At 69.6% G+C, this 17,259-nt stretch carries 14 protein-coding genes and 1 pseudogene; 8 read left to right on the top strand and 7 right to left on the bottom strand.

All coding sequences use genetic code 11. The features are described from left to right. Positions 1 to 85: 85 nt before the first annotated feature. The 4 genes and pseudogenes from AB1K54_RS01680 to guaB all read right to left on the bottom strand — a co-directional run bounded on the left by AB1K54_RS01680 (position 86) and on the right by guaB (position 4,077). Positions 86 to 1,246 (bottom strand): annotated as a pseudogene (locus AB1K54_RS01680) (ATP-binding cassette domain-containing protein). Between the two features lie 63 nt (positions 1,247 to 1,309). Then, complete coding sequence (locus AB1K54_RS01675; RefSeq protein ID WP_371200957.1) at positions 1,310 to 1,588, bottom strand: DUF2277 domain-containing protein; 279 nt, start codon at positions 1,586 to 1,588, stop codon at positions 1,310 to 1,312. A gap of 140 nt (positions 1,589 to 1,728) precedes the next feature. Beyond that, entirely contained in the window at positions 1,729 to 2,352 is a 624-nt protein-coding gene (locus AB1K54_RS01670; protein ID WP_371200956.1) for a TMEM175 family protein, read from the bottom strand. Between the two features lie 222 nt (positions 2,353 to 2,574). Next, complete coding sequence (gene guaB / locus AB1K54_RS01665) at positions 2,575 to 4,077, bottom strand: IMP dehydrogenase (protein ID WP_371200955.1); 1,503 nt, start codon at positions 4,075 to 4,077, stop codon at positions 2,575 to 2,577. Positions 4,078 to 4,457: 380 nt separating this feature from the next. Between guaB and AB1K54_RS01660 the strand changes: the two genes are divergently transcribed. The 4 genes from AB1K54_RS01660 (at position 4,458) to AB1K54_RS01645 (ending at position 8,501) form a co-directional block, all read left to right on the top strand. After that, positions 4,458 to 5,735: a branched-chain amino acid ABC transporter permease gene (locus AB1K54_RS01660; RefSeq protein ID WP_371200954.1), complete on the top strand. Its 1,278-nt coding sequence runs from the start codon at positions 4,458 to 4,460 to the stop codon at positions 5,733 to 5,735. Positions 5,736 to 5,744: 9 nt separating this feature from the next. Next, positions 5,745 to 6,725, top strand: a complete 981-nt coding sequence (locus AB1K54_RS01655) for a branched-chain amino acid ABC transporter permease (protein WP_371200953.1) — start codon at positions 5,745 to 5,747, stop codon at positions 6,723 to 6,725. A 61-nt stretch (positions 6,726 to 6,786) separates the two neighbouring features. Then, positions 6,787 to 7,764 carry an ABC transporter ATP-binding protein gene (locus AB1K54_RS01650; RefSeq protein WP_371200952.1) on the top strand — a complete coding sequence of 326 codons (978 nt, stop codon included), beginning with the start codon at positions 6,787 to 6,789 and terminating at the stop codon, positions 7,762 to 7,764. After that, positions 7,761 to 8,501 (top strand): ABC transporter ATP-binding protein, encoded by a 741-nt coding sequence (locus AB1K54_RS01645; protein ID WP_371200951.1) that lies wholly within the window; start codon positions 7,761 to 7,763, stop codon positions 8,499 to 8,501. Before AB1K54_RS01650 ends, AB1K54_RS01645 begins: the two co-directional genes overlap by 4 nt. A gap of 246 nt (positions 8,502 to 8,747) precedes the next feature. Here AB1K54_RS01645 and AB1K54_RS01640 read toward each other — a convergent pair whose 3' ends face one another. Continuing rightward, the gene (locus AB1K54_RS01640) at positions 8,748 to 10,022 is read right to left on the bottom strand and encodes an ABC transporter substrate-binding protein (RefSeq protein WP_371200950.1); all 1,275 of its coding nucleotides are present in this window, start codon (positions 10,020 to 10,022) and stop codon (positions 8,748 to 8,750) included. 237 nt (positions 10,023 to 10,259) lie between these two features. On the opposite strand from AB1K54_RS01640, the gene AB1K54_RS01635 reads away from it, so the two are divergent. From AB1K54_RS01635 to AB1K54_RS01620, 4 genes are read left to right on the top strand one after another with little or no spacing between them, the layout of a single operon-like run. Continuing rightward, positions 10,260 to 10,472 carry a heavy-metal-associated domain-containing protein gene (locus AB1K54_RS01635; protein ID WP_371200949.1) on the top strand — a complete coding sequence of 71 codons (213 nt, stop codon included), beginning with the start codon at positions 10,260 to 10,262 and terminating at the stop codon, positions 10,470 to 10,472. Beyond that, entirely contained in the window at positions 10,472 to 12,772 is a 2,301-nt protein-coding gene (locus AB1K54_RS01630) for a heavy metal translocating P-type ATPase (RefSeq protein WP_371200948.1), read from the top strand. The genes AB1K54_RS01635 and AB1K54_RS01630 overlap by 1 nt, the downstream gene beginning before the upstream one ends. Beyond that, positions 12,769 to 15,072, top strand: coding sequence for a heavy metal translocating P-type ATPase (locus AB1K54_RS01625; RefSeq protein ID WP_371200947.1), 2,304 nt, complete (start codon positions 12,769 to 12,771; stop codon positions 15,070 to 15,072). The genes AB1K54_RS01630 and AB1K54_RS01625 overlap by 4 nt, the downstream gene beginning before the upstream one ends. After that, positions 15,069 to 15,422 carry a metal-sensitive transcriptional regulator gene (locus tag AB1K54_RS01620; protein ID WP_371200946.1) on the top strand — a complete coding sequence of 118 codons (354 nt, stop codon included), beginning with the start codon at positions 15,069 to 15,071 and terminating at the stop codon, positions 15,420 to 15,422. Before AB1K54_RS01625 ends, AB1K54_RS01620 begins: the two co-directional genes overlap by 4 nt. A 154-nt stretch (positions 15,423 to 15,576) precedes the next feature. Here AB1K54_RS01620 and rarD read toward each other — a convergent pair whose 3' ends face one another. Beyond that, complete coding sequence (gene rarD, locus AB1K54_RS01615) at positions 15,577 to 16,566, bottom strand: EamA family transporter RarD (protein WP_371200945.1); 990 nt, start codon at positions 16,564 to 16,566, stop codon at positions 15,577 to 15,579. Positions 16,567 to 16,754: 188 nt separating this feature from the next. After that, the gene (gene groES / locus AB1K54_RS01610) at positions 16,755 to 17,051 is read right to left on the bottom strand and encodes a co-chaperone GroES (RefSeq protein WP_045275440.1); all 297 of its coding nucleotides are present in this window, start codon (positions 17,049 to 17,051) and stop codon (positions 16,755 to 16,757) included. Between the last annotated feature and the right edge of the window lie 208 nt (positions 17,052 to 17,259).

Below are 17,259 nucleotides of genomic sequence, written 5' to 3'. Positions count from 1 at the left end.
CCCACGCGAAGAACGCCGTCGCCAGCGTGTCAGACGCCTTCCGGCTGTCGGCGGGCTGACAGGTCGCGGCGTCCGTCTGGGTGCGTCAGCGCGCCCGCGCCACCCGCTTCTCGTCCCACACCGGCTCGGCCGACTCGTGGACCGCGCCGTCGGCGCCGAACACGAGGAACCGGTCGAACGATCGCGCGAACCACCGGTCATGCGTCACCGCGAGCACCGTGCCGTCGAAGCGCGCGATGGCGACGACCGCGCGGCGTCCGGTGCGGGCGCCGCGCAGGCGCAGGTCGAGGTCCTGTGCGGGCGGGCGCTCCTCGGGCGGGCCTGCCTCTTCGAACCATCGCAGGCGCGTCTGGGCCGCGCGGTAGCGTGAGGCGAAGCCGTCGTTCGCGGCGGCCTTGATCTTGAGGTCGGCGACGAGCACCTTGTGCTTCGCGTGCTGCTCGTCCCAGCGGCGGCGGAGTTCGTCGAGGCGCGCCATGCGGTCCTCGCGCGCGCGGTGGTAGGTGGCGAAGCCGCCGCCGTGCACCCATGCCGTGCTGCCGGCGCCGCCGACTTCGAGCGTGACGATGCGATCGGCCGCGCGCGAGCAGCTCACGGTCGTGCGAGACCAGCAGCACCGTCTTCGGGGTCTCACGCAGCCGCGCCTCGAGCCACCGCTTGCCCGGCACGTCGAGGTAGTTGTCGGGCTCGTCCAGCAGCAGCACCTCGTCGGGTCCGCGCAGCAGCGCCTCAAGCGCGAGCCGCTTCTGCTCCCCGCCGGAAAGGGTCGTGAGCTCGCGGAACTGCGCGCGAGAACGGGAGGCCGAGGGCCGCGGTGGTGCAGGCATCCCACACCGTCTCGTGCTCGTACCCGCCGCCCTCGGCGTAGTCTGCGAGCGCACCGGCGTAGCGCAGCTGGGTGTCGACGTCGTCGCGATCGATGATCGCCGCCTCCGCGGCGGCGAGCTCGACGGCGGCGAGCCGCACGCGTTCGGGCGCGACCGAGATGATCAGGTCGTGGACGGTCTGGCCGGAGGTGCCGTGGCCGACGAACGTCCATGACGCCGAGCCCGCCGCCGATCGCGACCGCGCCCGCGTGCGGCTGCTCCTCGCCGCGGACGATGCGCAGCAAGGTCGTCTTTCCGGCGCCGTTCGCCCCGATGAGCGCGGTCGTCGACCCCTCGCCGACGCGGAACGTCACGTCGTCGAGCAGGGGTCTGCCGTCAGGGAGGGCGTACGAGACGCCGTTGATGTCGATGTGCCCCACGGCAGTTCCTGTTCCGCTCCGAGGGGCGCCGGTCGGCGCGGAGCCGACCCGACTACCGCAGGGTCACGCCGCCGCGTATCGCCCGGACCTGATCGCGCGGGCGCGGGCCTTCTCGGCCTCCACCTCGCGGTTCTTGGGCGGGACCGTCGCGACGAGGTCGTCGAGAAGATGCTGCGTGATATGCGCGATCTCGTACACCGCACGGTCGAAGGCCTCTTGGTTCGCCTTGGAGGGCTTGGTCGTCCCGGCGATCTTGCGCACATACTGCAGCGCGGCTGCGTGCACCTCTTCGGAGGATGCCGAGGGCTCGAAGTTGTGAAGGGTGTGGATGTTCCGGCACATGGCCCCGACGATACGCCGGGCAGGCGACACCTTCGACAGCCCAGCCGATCCCGCCGGCGCCCGCTGCGGCGCCCCGTGCCGCGCGGCACGGCCTCGAGCATGTGCGCAAGCTCGGTCGGCGGCCGAGCGGGCCAGAGCGCTCAGTCGCCCTTGCCGCGCAGCACGCGGGTGAACACGCCGTCGAGCGGGAACAGCACGAACGCCCACGAGCCGATCCAAGGCGACAGCACCACGACCACGGCGCCGATGATGAGAGCGCTGAGGGATCCGCGTCCGTAGGCGCGGGCATCCGCCTCAGTGAGATCGGGCAGCATCTCGTCGCGGCGGCGCACGGCCCACAGCCACTGCAGCCAGCTGAAGAGGATCGCGAGCAAGAACGTCACCGGCATCGCCAGGCGTCCCGCGTAGAACTGCTCGTACTCGGTCATGAGCCGCGTCGAGAACGGCACGAGCACGATGAACAGCAGCCGCGCGTTGTTGAGCCACACCATGGTCGAATCGACACGCGCGATGTGCTCGAACTGCTGCACGTGCACCGTCCACAGCAGACACAGCAGCACGAAGCTCAGCGCGAAGTTGACGAACAGCTCCCCCATGCCCGCCAGCGCCACCCACATCTCGGCGTCGCTCGAGACCTCGCCGATCGCGTGGGAGGTGAGATCGAGCACGAGCAGAGTCGCGGCGATCGCGAAGACGCCGTCGGTGAATGCCTCGAGCCGCGCCGTCCGCTGCGTCGCCGCCGGGTGTCGCCGCTGCCGGATCATGCGCTCACATTAGCGATGGATGCCGCCGACCGGCATTGACGCGACCCTGAAACCGAAGATCTCGATACACCGCCTTCGGCGGCACTCGATCTGAGTCGGGTCGCCTCAACGCCGCTGCGCGGCATGGACCCGAAACCGAAGATCTCGATACACCGCCTTCGGCGGCACTCGATCTGAGTCGGGTCGCCTCAACGCCGCTGCGCGGCATTGACCCGACCCGACTCACTTCTTGTAGTTGGGTGCCTCGACGACGATCTGCACGTCGTGCGGGTGCGACTCCTTGAGGCCGGCCGCGGTGATCCGCACGAACTTGCCCTTGGCCTTGAGCTCGTCGATCGTGCGCGCGCCGACATAGAACATCGACTGGCGCAAGCCCCCGACGAGCTGGTACGCGACCGCCGCGACCGGGCCGCGGTAGGCGACCTGACCCTCGATGCCCTCGGGGATGAGCTTGTCGTCGTTGGGGACGTCCGCCTGGAAGTAGCGGTCCTTCGAGTACGAGGTCTTCTTGCCGCGCGTCTGCAGAGCCCCCAGCGAACCCATGCCGCGGTACTGCTTGAACTGCTTGCCGCCCTGAAAGACGATCTCGCCCGGCGACTCGTCGGTGCCGGCGAACAGCGACCCGATCATGACGGTGTCGGCTCCGGCGACGAGGGCCTTGGCGATGTCGCCCGAGTACTGCAGCCCGCCGTCGGCGATGACCGGCACACCCGCCTCGCGCGCGGCGAGGTACGCCTCATAGACTGCGGTCACCTGCGGCACGCCCACGCCCGCGACGACGCGCGTCGTGCAGATCGAGCCCGGGCCAACGCCGACCTTGACGGCGTCCACGCCCGCGTCGATGAGCGCCTGGGCGCCCTCACGGGTCGCGACGTTGCCGCCGATGACGTCGATGTGGTCGAAGGATGCGTCGGCCTTGAGGCGGCGCACGATGTCGATGACCCCCGCCGACTGGCCGTTGGCGGTGTCGACCACGAGCACGTCCACGCCCGCGTCGCGCAGCGCCTCGGCGCGCTGCCACGCGTCGCCGAAGAAGCCGATCGCCGCGCCCACGCGCAGGCGCCCCTGGTCGTCCTTCGTCGCGAGGGGGTACTTCTCGCTCTTGTCGAAGTCCTTGATGGTGATCAGGCCCGCGAGCCGGCCGTCGTCGTCGATGAGCGGCAGCTTCTCGACGCGGTGCTTCGCGAAGGTCGCGATCACGTCGTTGGCGCCGATGCCGACCTTCGCGGTGATGAGCCCCTCGCTGGTCATGACGTCGCGCACGAGGGTCGTCTGGCGCTCGAAGCCCGACACGAACCGCATGTCGCGGTTGGTCACGATGCCCACGAGGCGCCCGCCTTCGTCGACGACCGGAAGCCCCGAGATGCGATAGGTCGCGCACAGATCGTCGACCTCTTCGATGGTGGCGTCGGGCGTCGTGGTGATCGGGTCGGTGATCATGCCCGACTCGCTGCGCTTGACGCGGTCGACCTGCGAGGCCTGCTCCTGGATCGAGAGGTTGCGGTGGAGGATGCCCAGCCCGCCCTCGCGCGCGATCGCGATCGCCATGCGAGCCTCGGTCACCGTGTCCATGGCGCTCGAGACCAGCGGAGTGGCGACCGTGATGCGCCGCGTGACCCGTGAGGACGTGTCGGCCTCGCTCGGGATGACGTCGGTGTGGCCCGGAAGCAGGAGGACGTCGTCGTAGGTGAGTCCGACGAATCCGAACGGGTCGTTGTGCTCCATGTGTTCTCCTGCGCACTGTGCTCTGGCCGATGGTGGGGCGGCGGCATCGGGCGCGTTGCTCGAAGGTGGTCGACGGCGGCCGGTGCGCGGGAGGCGCTCCTTACCTGATTCTAAGACGTGAGACGGAAAAATCATTCCCGATCGGACGGCGCCGGCAAGCGGCATCCGCTCCCCCGCGAACCGGTGCACGGCAGACCGCGACGTTCCGATCCGGACACGTTCGTGCGCGGACTGTTGGGCGAAACAGAGCCGACACATTACTCTCATACAGTCGTTCATCACGGCCGATGCGACCCGGACCTTCGGTGACGCCGTGCCGACCTCTGGAGGTTTCTTTGGCTCTTTCGACGCAGACCGCGTTGCGGAGGCCCCGCACACGCGTGATCGTGGCTCTCGCCGCGTTGGCGATGATGCTCATGGGGCTGTTGTTCTCCTCGGCGCCGGCTCTTGCGGCGGATGGCGATCCGTACCGCATCAGCGGCAACGTGCAGCTCGACGGCGAGCCGCTCGAAGGGGTCGTCCTCACGATCGACGGCCCCGGCGGCGAGCAGACGGTCGAGACAGATCAGAACGGGCAGTGGCACGTGAGCGTCCCCGAGCGCAACGCCGACTACACGGTCACGCTCGACGAGTCGACCCTGCCCGAAGGCATCGCGGTGGTCGACCCCGAAGACGACAGCCCGAACGTGAAAGAGGTCACCGTCGGGCCCGGCGGCCGCGTCACGGCGAACTTCTTCATCGGCGAGGGCGAGCGCAACGTCACGAGCTTCTTCGACCAGCTCGTCGCGCGCTTCATCCAAGGCATCAGCTTCGGCCTGATGCTCGCCCTGGCCGCGATCGGCCTCTCACTCGTCTACGGCACGACCGGCATCTCGAACTTCGCGCACGGCGAGATGGTGACCTTCGGCGCGATCGCGGGCCTGTTCCTTGTCGGGCCGGCGAGCCTCGCGCTGCCGTGGTGGCTCGGCTTCCCGCTGGCCGTCGTGCTGAGCGCGGCACTCGGCTTCGTCCTCGACCTCGTTCTGTGGCGTCCGCTGCGCCGGCGCCGAGTCGGTGTCGTTCAGCTCATGATCGTGAGCATCGGTCTCTCGCTCGCCCTGCGCTACGTCTATCAGCTGTTCATCGGCGGGGGCACGATCCAGCTTCCGGGTGCGGCGGATCCGAAGATCAACCTGTTCGGCGCCGTCCAGATGAGCCCCATCGACATGGCTTCGATCGTCATCGCGATCGTCGTGATCGTCGCGTTCGCACTGTGGCTGACCCGTTCGCGGCTGGGCAAGGCGACGCGCGCGATCTCGGACAACCCGTCGCTGGCCGCGGCATCCGGAATCGACGTCGACAATGTCGTGCGCGCGGTCTGGATCATCGCCGGTGCCCTCGCGGGCCTGGCGGGCATCCTGTACGCCTTCTACCGGCCCGGCATCAAGTGGGACATGGGCGCGCAGGTGCTGCTGCTGCTGTTCTCGGCCACCATCCTCGGCGGCCTCGGCACCGCCTACGGCGCGCTCGTCGGCTCGCTCATCGTGGGCGTGCTCGTCGAGGTCTCGACGCTGTGGATCCCATCGGACCTCAAATACGCGAGCGCATTGTTCATCCTCATCGTCATCCTGCTGTTCCGACCACAGGGCATCCTCGGTCGACGCGAGAGAATAGGTTAGGTCACCCCGATGGACTGGCTTCAGATCCTCTCAAACACCGCCTCGTCGATCATCAGCCCGGCGACGATCGCGTATGCGCTGGCCGCTCTCGGCCTCGCGATGCACTTCGGCTACGCCGGCCTCATCAACATGGGCATCGCTGGCTTCATGGCCGTCGGCGCGTACGGCTACGCGATCTCCATCCTCACGTTCGGACTCGAATGGTGGCTGGCCGCGATCATCGCCCTGGCCGCGTCCGCGGTCTTCGCGCTGATCCTGGGCATCCCGACCCTGCGGCTGCGCGGCGACTACCTCGCCATCGTGACGATCGCCGCCGCCGAGGTGGTGCGGCTGCTCTTCCTCACCACGACGTTCGACGAGGTGACCGGCTCGGCCGACGGCCTGAGCGGCTACCACGCGAGCTTCCGCGCGTCGAACCCGATCCCGCCGGGAACCTACGGCTTCGGCCCGTGGACGTACAGCGCGACCGACTGGTGGGTGCGCATCATCGGGCTTCTCACGCTGGCGGTCGCGGTGGCCCTGGTGTGGATGCTCGTGCGCAGCCCGTGGGGGCGTGTGCTCAAGGGCATCCGCGAGGACGAGGACGCCGTTCGCTCGCTCGGCAAGAACGTCTTCTCGTACAAGATGCAGGCGCTCGTGGTGGGCGGCATGATCGCCGCCGCGGGCGGCATCGTCTACGCGCTCCCCTCGGCCGTGAGCCCGGGCGTGTACGTGACGTCGCTGACGTTCTTCGTGTGGACCGCGCTTCTGCTCGGCGGTGCGGCGACCGTCTTCGGACCCCTGCTGGGCTCGGTCATCTTCTGGGTGCTGATGACCCTTCTGGGCAACATCCTTCCCGCGCTCGCGCAGGCCGGCCTCCTGTTCGGGCTGAGCCAGATCCAGGCGGCGACGCTGCGATACATCCTCGTGGGCGTCGCGCTCATGCTGCTGGTGATCTTCATGCCGCAGGGCATCCTCGGCAACAAGAAGGAGCTGACCTTTGTCAAGTGACACTCCGACCCCCACAGGGCCCACGCACGTCGGGCCCACCCCGACCGGCTCGCAGCCGACGATGACCTCACCCATCGCGCGACCCAAGACGACGGGCCTGCACATCGGCGAGGCCGAGCCCGGCTGCAAGAAGGTCGACCCGATCATCGTCGCCGACGGCGTCCGCCGCGCGTTCGGCGGCGTGACCGCCGTCGACGTCGAACACCTTGAGATCCCCCGCGGGGCGATCACGGCGCTCATCGGCCCCAACGGCGCCGGCAAGACAACGCTCTTCAACCTCCTCACGGGCTTCGACAAGCCCAACGAGGGCAGCTGGAGCTTCAACGGCCGCTCGCTCTCGGGGGTGCCCGCCTACAAGGTCGCGCGCATGGGTCTGGTGCGCACGTTCCAGCTGACCAAGGCTCTGGGCCTGCTCACCGTGCTCGAGAACATGAAGCTCGGCGCGACCGGGCAGCGCGGCGAGCGGTTCTGGGGAAGCCTCATCCCCGCGCTGTGGCGCAAGCAGGACGCCGAGCTCGAAGACCGTGCGATGGTGCTGCTGGCGAAGTTCAAGCTCGACGCCAAGGCCGACGACTTCGCCGCCAGCCTCTCCGGCGGTCAGCGCAAGCTCCTCGAGATGGCCCGGTCACTCATGACCGACCCGACCCTCGTGATGCTCGACGAGCCGATGGCCGGCGTCAACCCGGCGCTGACGCAGTCGCTCCTGGACCACATCCTCGACCTGAAGGAGCTCGGCATGACCGTGCTGTTCGTCGAGCACGACATGCACATGGTGCGCCACATCGCCGACTGGGTCGTGGTGATGGCCGAGGGTCGCGTGGTGGCCGAGGGCGACCCGCACTCGGTCATGAGGAACCCCGCGGTCATCGACGCGTACCTCGGCGCCCACCAGGAGCTCGACCTCGGCGTGGTCACCGGCCGCATCGACGTCATCGAAGCGGACCCGACGACGGATGCGGCGGCCTCCGCCGATGCCAGCGCCGACGCGCTCGTCGAAGCCGGCGTCGCCGAAGAAGACCAGCAGGAGGACTCCAAGTGAGCACCGACACCGCCACCGCCACCCCGGTCGTCGCGATCCGAGACGTCCACGCCGGATACCTTCCGGGCGTGAACATCCTCAACGGCTGCTCGCTCGAGGCCTACCAGGGCGAGCTGATCGGCATCATCGGACCCAACGGCGCCGGCAAGTCGACGCTGCTGAAGGCGGTCTTCGGCCAGGTCAACATCCGCAAGGGCACGATCACGCTCGCCGGAGAGGACATCACCGGGCTCAAGGCGAACAAGCTCGTCGCGCGCGGGGTGGGCATGATCCCGCAGACCAACAATGTGTTCCCGAGCCTCACGATCGAAGAGAACCTGCAGATGGGGCTGTACCAGCAGCCCGGCATGTACAAGGAGCGCCTCGAGTTCGTCACCGGTATCTTCTCCGAGCTCGGCAAGCGCCTCAAGCAACGCGCCGGCTCGCTCTCGGGCGGCGAGCGCCAGATGGTCGCGATGAGCCGAGCGCTCATGATGGACCCGAAGGTGCTCCTGCTCGACGAGCCGTCCGCAGGCCTGTCGCCGGTCCGTCAGGACGAGGCGTTCATCCGCGTCTCCGAGATCAACAAGGCGGGCGTGACCTGCATCATGGTCGAGCAGAACGCGCGCCGCTGCCTGCAGATCTGCGACCGCGGGTACGTCCTCGACCAGGGTCGCGACGCCTACACCGGCTCGGGCCGCGACCTGCTGAACGATCCCAAGGTCACCGAACTGTACCTCGGCACGCTCGGCACCTGACCCGCACGCGCCCTACAGGGAGGGGGACGGATGCCGCAGCATCCGTCCCCCTCCCCTTGCGTTCGCGCGTTCGGGTGACTCGGCTCGATCGGACGAAATCGGCAGGAATGCCGAGCCGACATCGTCAGAATGAGCCGACGGGCGGATGCCGCAGCCCAGCGCCAGCGCGCCACCGGGCGGGTGTCCGTGGCACACGCGAAGCGCCCCCGGGTCCGAGGACCCGGGGGCGCTTCGCGTCAGAGAGGATCAGCCCTCGTAGGCCGAGTACGTGTTGTCCTCACCGAACTGGTAGATGCCGATCGACGCCTCGGTCGGGTCGCCGACCTCGTTGAACGTGATCGGGCCCGAGACGCCGTCGTAGTCGGCGGTGCCACCGGCGAGGATGATGTCGGCGCACTCCGCGAACGTGGTGCACGTCTCACCGTCGCCTTCGCCACCCGAGACCTCGATGAGCTTCGCGGCGATGTCGGCCGAGTCGGTCGAGTTCGCCGCGAGCGAGGCGAGCGCGAGCAGGATCGTCGCGTCGAAGGACTCCGCGGCGTAGCTGTACTCGGTGAGCGGCTCGGAGCCCTCGCCCGCGAGGAAGTCGTCGAGGGCGCTGGTGAAGTCGCCGATCGAGTCGACCGAGAGGCCGGGCAGCGTGCCCTTGGCACCCGTGAGCGAGCCGACCGGGAACGCGTCGCCGAAGTTGGCGAGGTTGCCGTCGACGAAGTACAGCTTGTCGGCGGGGAACTGGCCGAACAGGCTCGGAAGGATCGTCTTGACCTCTTCGAACGTGATCAGGGCGATCGCGTCGGGGTCTGCCGCGAGCACCTCGGAGATCTGCGCGTCGAAGTTCGTGTCACCCGTGTTGTACGTGGGCGCCGCGACGACCTCGCCGCCGGCTCCCTCGAACGCCTCGGTGACGTACTTGGCCAGGCCCGTGCCGTAGGAGTCGTTCAGCACGATGAGCCCGAGCGTCTGGTTGCCGTCCTCGGCGATCAGGTTGCCGAGCACGTCACCCTGCAGGACGTCCGACGGGGCGGTGCGGAAGTAGAGCCCGTTGTCGTCGTAGGTCGTGAAGGTGTCCGACGTGTTGGCAGGCGAGAACTGGATCACGCCGGCACCGACGACCTGGTCGATGAACTGCAGCGACGTTCCGGAAGACGCTGCGCCGATGATCGCCGAGACATCCTCGCCGAGCAGGCGCGGGATCTCGGTCTCGTAGGCCTTGTTGTCGGTGTCGCCCGAGTCGCCGAAGACGACGTCGAGGTTCAGGCCCGTGGTCTCGGCGTAGTCGTTGATCTGCGACTTCGCGTAGGCCACGCCGGCCTCCTCGGGCGGGCCGAGGAACGCGAGGTTGCCCGTCTGGGGCAGGGCGGTGCCGATGGTGAGGTTCAGCTCACCGCGGGCCTGGTCGCCCCCGTCGGTGGACCCGCCACCGCCGGTGCCGGAGCATCCGGCGAGAAAAAGCGCGCCGATGCCGACAGCGGCGATGCCGCCGAGCACCTTGGGCGCGCGCGAACGTGTGAAGACGCTCATGTTGCTCCTTGCTGTGTATGTACCACGGGTAGGCATCGGGGCGCCTCCCCAGTCCACCCATCTAACCGCGCCCTGGTCTCGGCAATGTTGCGTCTCGTTAACGATCTGAAACTTAACTGTCTCGCTTCGATAACGAGGGCCTCGACCACCGATATCGCCCCGACCCCGAATACCCCTGACGGGTATACGCTGTACATTCAAGAATGTACCCCCATAGGGTATACACCCGGAGGATCGATGAGCATCACAACTGAGTACCAGGTCACCGGCATGAGCTGCGGTCACTGCGAGTCGTCCGTGCGCGCGGAGGTGTCGAAGCTCGCCGGCGTCGAGTCGATCGAGGTCAACGCGGGCGACGGGCGGCTGGTCGTGACATCCGCCTCCGCCCTGGCCGATGCGGACGTGCTCGCGGCCGTCGACGAGGCCGGCTACCGCGCCGCGCGTCTGTGATGACGACCACCCGACCCGGCGGCGCCCGCATCGACCTCGAGATCGGCGGCATGACCTGCGCCTCGTGCGCCGCGCGCATCGAGAAGCGGCTGAACCGGCTCGAGGGGGTGACGGCGACGGTCAACTACGCCACCGAGAAGGCCGTGGTCGACGCGCCCGCGGGGTTCGATGCCGCGACACTCATCGACGAGGTCGAGAAGGCGGGGTACACGGCATCGGTCCCCCGCCCCCCGGCGCCGGCGGCAGCGGCAGCGGCGGAAGCCGAGGGCGAAGACCCCGAGGTGCGGGGGCTGCGTCAGCGCCTCATCGGGGCGATCGTGCTGTCGGTGCCGGTGATCGTCCTGTCGATGGTGCCGGCGCTGCAGTTCACGTACTGGCAGTGGGCCTCGCTCGCTCTGGCGGCGCCGGTCGTCGTATGGGCGGCCTGGCCGTTGCACCGTGCGGCGTGGATCAACCTGCGCCACGCCGCGGCCACGATGGACACCCTGGTGTCGATGGGCGTGTCGGCGGCGTTCTTGTGGTCGCTGTACGCGCTGTTCCTTGGACACGCGGGGCTCCCGGGCATGACCCACGGCTTCCAATGGATCTCGACGCCGGGTGAGGCATCCGACGCCCTGTATCTCGAGGTCGCGGCAGGCGTGACGATGTTCGTGCTCGCGGGGCGCTATATCGAGCTGCGGTCCAAGCGCCGCGCAGGCGCGGCGCTTCGCGCCCTGCTGGATCTGGGGGCGAAGGATGCCGCGGTGCTGCGTCCCGGGACGGGCGGCGAGCGCGTCGAAGCGCGCGTGCCGATCGCCGACCTGCGCGTCGGAGACGAGTTCGTGGTGCGCCCCGGCGAGAAGATCGCGACCGACGGGATCGTGGTGTCCGGATCGTCGGCGGTCGACGCGTCGACGATGACGGGCGAGTCCGTGCCGGTCGAGGTCGAACCGGGCGACGCCGTCGCTGGTGCCACGGTGAACGCCGGGGGGCTGCTCGTCGTGCGCGCGACGCGCGTCGGCGCCGACACGCAGTTGGCGCAGATGGCGCGGCTCGTCGAAGAGGCGCAGTCCGGCAAAGCCGCCGCGCAGCGCCTCGCCGACCGCATCGCCGGGGTGTTCGTGCCCATCGTGCTCGTGATCGCGATCGCCACGCTGGTGGCATGGCTCGCCCTCGGCTTCCCGGTCGAGAGCGCCTTCACCGCTGCGGTCGCGGTGCTCATCATCGCGTGCCCGTGCGCGCTCGGTCTCGCAACCCCCATCGCACTGCTCGTCGGCACGGGTCGCGGAGCGCAGCTCGGCATCCTGATCAAGGGCCCCGAGGTGCTCGAGTCCACGCGTCGCGTCGACACGATCGTGCTCGACAAGACCGGCACCGTGACGACCGGCCGCATGACGCTTCTCGACGTGATCCCGGTGCCCGCCGGTGACCGCGCCGAACTGCTGCGCCTCGCGGGGGCGCTCGAGGCGGGATCGGAGCATCCGATCGCCCGTGCCATCGCGAGCGCGGCCGCCGAAGCCGCCCCGCTGCCCGAGGTCGAATCGTTCTCGAGCACGCCTGGCCTCGGCGTGGCGGGCCTGGTCGACGGGCGGGCGGTGGTCGCCGGGCGGGCGGCTCTGCTGCGCGAGTGGGGCATCCCCGTCGGCGGCGCGCTGCTCGCGCGGGCCGCCGACGCCGAGGCCACCGGCCGCACGGTCGTGTTCGCGGCGTGGGATGGCCAGGCCCGCGGCCTTCTCATCGTGTCGGACCGCGTCAAGCCGTCCAGCCCCGAGGCGGTCGCTCAGCTTCGCGCGCTCGGGCTCGAGCCGGTGCTGCTCACGGGCGACCACCGCGCCGCGGCCGAGCAGATCGGCGCCGAGGTCGGCATCGAGCGGATCGTCGCCGAGGTGCTGCCGGCCGGCAAGGTCGAGGCGATCCGGGCCCTGCAGGCCGAGGGCCGTGTCGTCGCGATGGTCGGCGACGGGGTCAACGACGCCGCCGCGCTGGCCCAGGCCGACCTGGGGCTGGCGATGGGCACGGGAACGGATGCCGCGATCGAGGCATCGGACATCACCCTCGTGCGCGGCGATCTGCGCAGCGCGGCCGACGCGATCAGCCTGTCGCGACGCACGCTGGGCGCCATCAAGGGCAATCTCTTCTGGGCGTTCGCGTACAACGTCGCCGCGATCCCCCTGGCCGCCCTCGGCCTGCTCAACCCCATGATCGCTGGCGCCGCGATGGCCTTCTCGAGCCTGTTCGTCGTGGGCAACAGCCTGCGGCTGCGGCGATTCCGCGGGTCGGTGACGACGATCCCGCAGAGCCAGGAAGGGCCAGGGCGATGAGCGACCGCCACGCCGATGCCGCCCGCCACCGGCTGGCGCGGCACGCCGGGCATGACGCGCACGCCGGGCATGACACGCACGCCGGGCATGACGCACATGACACGCACGCCGCGCACGACGCCGACGCGGGGCTTGACGCGCACGCCGGCAACGGCAACCCCACGGATAACGGCATGGGCACGATGCACGCCGCGCACGGCAACCCCGCGATCCACGACATGGGCACGATGCGCGACGCCCACGCCGGCCACCCCGGCCACGCCGCCTACCCCGGCCACGCCGGGCACGACGCCCACGGCGGCGACCACGCGACGCGGTTCCGGCGTCTGTTCTGGGTCATGCTGGGTCTCGCGGTGCCCGTGGTCGCGTTCTCGCCGATGTTCGCGATGCTCCTCGGGTACCCCCTCCCCGACTCCCCCGTCGTCGCGTGGGTCTCGCCCGTGCTCGCAACGGTGATGTTCGCGTGGGGCGGGTCGCCGTTCCTCACGGGCGCGGTGGGCGAACTGCGCGCCCGCAAGCCCGGGATGATGCTGCTCATCGCCCTGGCGATCACGGTCGCCTTCGTCGCCTCCTGGGGTGCGAGCCTGGGCCTGCTGGACCACGAGCTCGACTTCTGGTGGGAGCTGGCCCTCCTCATCGTCATCATGCTGCTCGGCCATTGGATCGAGATGCGCTCGCTCGCGCGCACCTCGTCCGCGCTCGATTCTCTTGCGGCCCTGCTCCCCGACACCGCCGAGCGGGTCGAGGGCGACCAGTTGGTCGCCGTGCCGCCGGCTGAGCTGCGCGTCGGCGATGTCGTGCTGGTCCGGCCGGGCGGCAGCATCCCCGCCGACGGCCGCGTGATCGACGGCTCGGCCGCGATCGACGAGTCGATGGTCACGGGCGAGTCGCGCCCCGTCTCGCGCGGAGTCGGCGACGCGGTCACCGCCGGCACCGTCGCGACCGACTCGGGGCTGCGGGTCGAGATCACCGCGACGGGCGCCGACACGACGCTCGCCGGCATCCAGCGCCTGGTCGCCGACGCGCAGAGCTCGACCTCGCGCGCGCAGCGCCTGGCCGACCGGGCTGCGGGGTGGCTGTTCTGGTTCGCGCTGGGCGCGGCGATCGTGACCGCGATCGTCTGGATCGCGATCGGGATGCCCGACGAGGCCGTCGTGCGCACGATCACCGTCCTGGTGATCGCGTGTCCGCACGCTCTCGGCCTCGCGATCCCGCTCGTCGTCGCGATCGCGACCGAGCGCGCGGCGCGCGGCGGGGTGCTCGTGAAGGACCGCCTCGCGCTCGAGGCGATGCGCACGGTCGACGCTGTGCTGTTCGACAAGACCGGCACGCTGACCAAGGGCGAGCCCGTCGTCACGGCCGTCGCCGGCGCAGGATCCTTCGACGCCGACACCGTCCTCGCCCTCGCCGCGGCCGCCGAGGCCGACAGCGAGCATCCCCTCGCCCGCGCGATCGTGCGCGCCGCCGATGAGCGGGGGCTCGCGACCCCGGATGCGACGGGCTTCACGTCCTCCCCGGCCATCGGCGTGACCGCCACCATCGCCGGCGCGACAGTGCGGGTGGGCGGAGGGCGCATGCTCGCCGAGCACGGCGCGGCCGAGCTTCCCGACGCCGCCGCGTGGCACGGCGAGGGCGCCATCGTGCTCCACGTCCTACGCGAGCACGAGGTCGTCGGCTCGGTGCGCCTCGCCGACCAGATCCGCCCCGAGTCCCGAGCGGCCGTGGAGGCGCTGGACGCGGCGGGCGTCGAGGTCGTGATGATCACCGGCGATGCCGAGGAGGTCGCGCGCACGGTCGCCGCCGAACTCGGCATCCGTCGCTTCTTCGCCGACGTGCGCCCGGAGGACAAATCGGCCAAGGTCGCCGAGCTTCGCGCCGAGGGTCGCAAGGTCGCGATGGTCGGCGACGGCGTCAACGACGCCCCCGCGCTCGCCGCGGCCGACGTCGGCATCGCCATCGGCGCGGGGACCGACGTCGCGATCGCCTCGGCGGGGGTCATCCTCGCCAGCGACGATCCGCGGTCGGTCGTCTCGGTCATCGAGCTCTCGCGCGCCAGCTATCGCAAGATGACGCAGAACCTGTGGTGGGCGGCGGGCTACAACCTCATCTCGGTCCCGCTCGCCGCGGGGGTGCTCGCGCCCATCGGATTTGTGCTTCCGATGTCGGTCGGTGCGATCCTGATGTCACTGTCGACGATCGTCGTCGCCCTCAACGCCCAGCTGCTTCGGCGGCTGGACCTCACGCCCGCGGCGAGCGTCGCCGCCGTGCTCGCCCGCCGATCCGAAGGAGCAAACCGATGAGCGACATCACCCTCAGTCCGATCGACAACGTGACCGCACCGGAGGTCCACGTCGAGCACGCCGACCACAGCCATCACGGGTACATCACCGACAAGGAGAAGTACCTCAACCGGCTCAAGCGCATCGAGGGCCAGGCCCGCGGCATCCACAAGATGATCGACGAAGAGAAGTACTGCATCGATATCCTCACGCAGATCTCCGCGCTCACGAGCGCGCTCGACGCGGTCGCGCTGGGTCTGCTCGACGACCACCTGCGGCACTGCGTCGTGGACGCGGCGGCCCGCGGCGGCGAAGAGGCCGAGATCAAGCTGCGCGAGGCCAGCCAGGCGATCGCGCGCTTCGCGCGCTGATCCTCGCCTGAGACGGAGTCGTCCCCTCCCGATCGCCGACCCACGATCGGGCGTGTCGCGAATTGCGCCCTTCCCGGGCTCTGCGTGCCGGAGTGGGGACACCCAGTCGCGAAAGCGGCCATGCCCGGAGGCGAGTGCAGGTCTGGGCGACGGGTCAGGTGATCGATGCCACGTCGGATGCCGCGGCCGCGCGCGCCCGCCGGGCGCCCCGCAGCGAGTTCACGGTGAGCACGATCAGTGCCAGCCACACCAGGCCGAACCCGATCCAGCGCTCCAGCGGCATCGGCTCGCCGAGAATCCAGGCGCCCGTGATGAACTGCAGCACGGGCGCGACGAACTGCATGAGCCCGATCACCGTCAGCGACGTGCGTCGAGCGCCGGCGGCGAAGAAGAGCAGCGGCGTCGCCGTCACCACACCGGCGCACAGCAGCAGCACAGTGTGTCCCACGCTCACCTGGCCCATCGTGAGGCCCGTCGTCATGCCGACGATCACGAGCTGCACGATGGCGATCGGCGTGAGCCACAGCGACTCCAGGGTGAGCCCGCTGACGGCGTCGACCGAAGGGCCGATCTGCTTCTTGACGAGCCCGTAGAAGCCGAAGCTGAACGCAAGCGCCAGCGCGATCCACGGGAACGAGCCGTACCCGATGACGATGACCACGACGGCGGATGCCGCGATCCCGAGCGCCACCCACTGCGTCACGGTGACCCGCTCGCGCAGCACGAGCACACCCAGCAGCACCGTGACGAGCGGGTTGATGAAGTACCCGAGGCTCGTCTCGATCACGTGTTCCGTGAGGGTTCCGACGAGGAACACCTGCCAGTTCACGTAGATCAGGGCGCCGGCGAGCACCGTCCACCACACCAGGCGGCCGTTGCGCAGGATCGCCCGCAGGTTCTTCCACGTGCGGGTCACGGCGAGCAGGATCGCGCAGAAGGCGAGCGACAGGACGATGCGCCATGCCACGATCTCCCACGGCCCGGTGGGCACGAGCACGAGGAAGTACAGCGGCAGAAAGCCCCACAGCAGGTACGCCGTGAAGGCGTACACGCCACCGAGGGTGCGTTCCCGGGCGGCGTGCGCGCGGGCTGCGGCATCCGATTCGACTCCGGATGTCTCGGCACCGCGCACGTCAGAACTCACCGAACCAGCCTAGGCGGCGTTGCGCGCGGCCAGACCCGCCGCGGGCGGACGGAGCATCTGTTCCCTGCCGTTGTCCGCACGATCCCTGCCACCGGCCGGCACCGCCGTCCGCGTCATCGCCGGGAACGACGAGAGGGCCGGATGCCGAGGCATCCGACCCTCTCGGTACGCGTGTGCGTGACGCTGTATCAGCGAACGACGACCGCGAGGACGTCGCGAGCCGACAGCACCAGGAACTCGTCGCCGCCGAACTTGACCTCGGTCCCGCCGTACTTGCTGTAGATGACGCGGTCGCCGACGGCCACGTCGAGCGGGATGCGGTTGCCGTTGTCGTCGATGCGGCCGGGGCCGACGGCCACGACCTCGCCCTCCTGCGGCTTCTCTTTGGCAGTGTCAGGGATGACCAGACCGCTGGACGTGGTCTGCTCGGCCTCGACCTGCTTGATGACGATGCGGTCCTCGAGCGGCTTGATGGAAACCGACACGGTCTACCTCTTCTTTCTTGAGACTGAAGACTCGTTAGCACTCTGACGTTGAGAGTGCTGATGTCAGTCTAGGCAACTGGCTGGCACTCTCGCAACGTGAGTGCCAGGTCGCGCAATGCGGGTTAATCTCAGCCAGCGAGACCCGTGACGCGGACGTAACCTCGGTGTAACATGAGCGGCGTAACCGCCTCCTGACCGTCGTCGTCGA

It is taken from the genome of Microbacterium sp. BWT-B31 (assembly GCF_041379855.1).
Classification (GTDB): domain Bacteria; phylum Actinomycetota; class Actinomycetes; order Actinomycetales; family Microbacteriaceae; genus Microbacterium.
This window is presented reverse-complemented; position numbering and strand designations above follow the sequence as displayed.

Bases quoted from the DNA above. Each gene is read 5' to 3' on its own strand.
- AB1K54_RS01640 (WP_371200950.1), bottom strand. From the start codon at position 10,022: ATGAGCGTCTTCACACGTTCGCGCGCGCCCAAGGTGCTCGGCGGCATC.
- AB1K54_RS01635 (WP_371200949.1), top strand. From the start codon at position 10,260: ATGAGCATCACAACTGAGTACCAGGTCACCGGCATGAGCTGCGGTCAC.
- AB1K54_RS01630 (WP_371200948.1), top strand. From the start codon at position 10,472: ATGACGACCACCCGACCCGGCGGCGCCCGCATCGACCTCGAGATCGGC.
- guaB (WP_371200955.1), bottom strand. From the start codon at position 4,077: ATGGAGCACAACGACCCGTTCGGATTCGTCGGACTCACCTACGACGAC.
- AB1K54_RS01670 (WP_371200956.1), bottom strand. From the start codon at position 2,352: ATGATCCGGCAGCGGCGACACCCGGCGGCGACGCAGCGGACGGCGCGG.
- AB1K54_RS01675 (WP_371200957.1), bottom strand. From the start codon at position 1,588: ATGTGCCGGAACATCCACACCCTTCACAACTTCGAGCCCTCGGCATCC.
- AB1K54_RS01625 (WP_371200947.1), top strand. From the start codon at position 12,769: ATGAGCGACCGCCACGCCGATGCCGCCCGCCACCGGCTGGCGCGGCAC.
- AB1K54_RS01650 (WP_371200952.1), top strand. From the start codon at position 6,787: ATGACCTCACCCATCGCGCGACCCAAGACGACGGGCCTGCACATCGGC.
- AB1K54_RS01620 (WP_371200946.1), top strand. From the start codon at position 15,069: ATGAGCGACATCACCCTCAGTCCGATCGACAACGTGACCGCACCGGAG.
- AB1K54_RS01655 (WP_371200953.1), top strand. From the start codon at position 5,745: ATGGACTGGCTTCAGATCCTCTCAAACACCGCCTCGTCGATCATCAGC.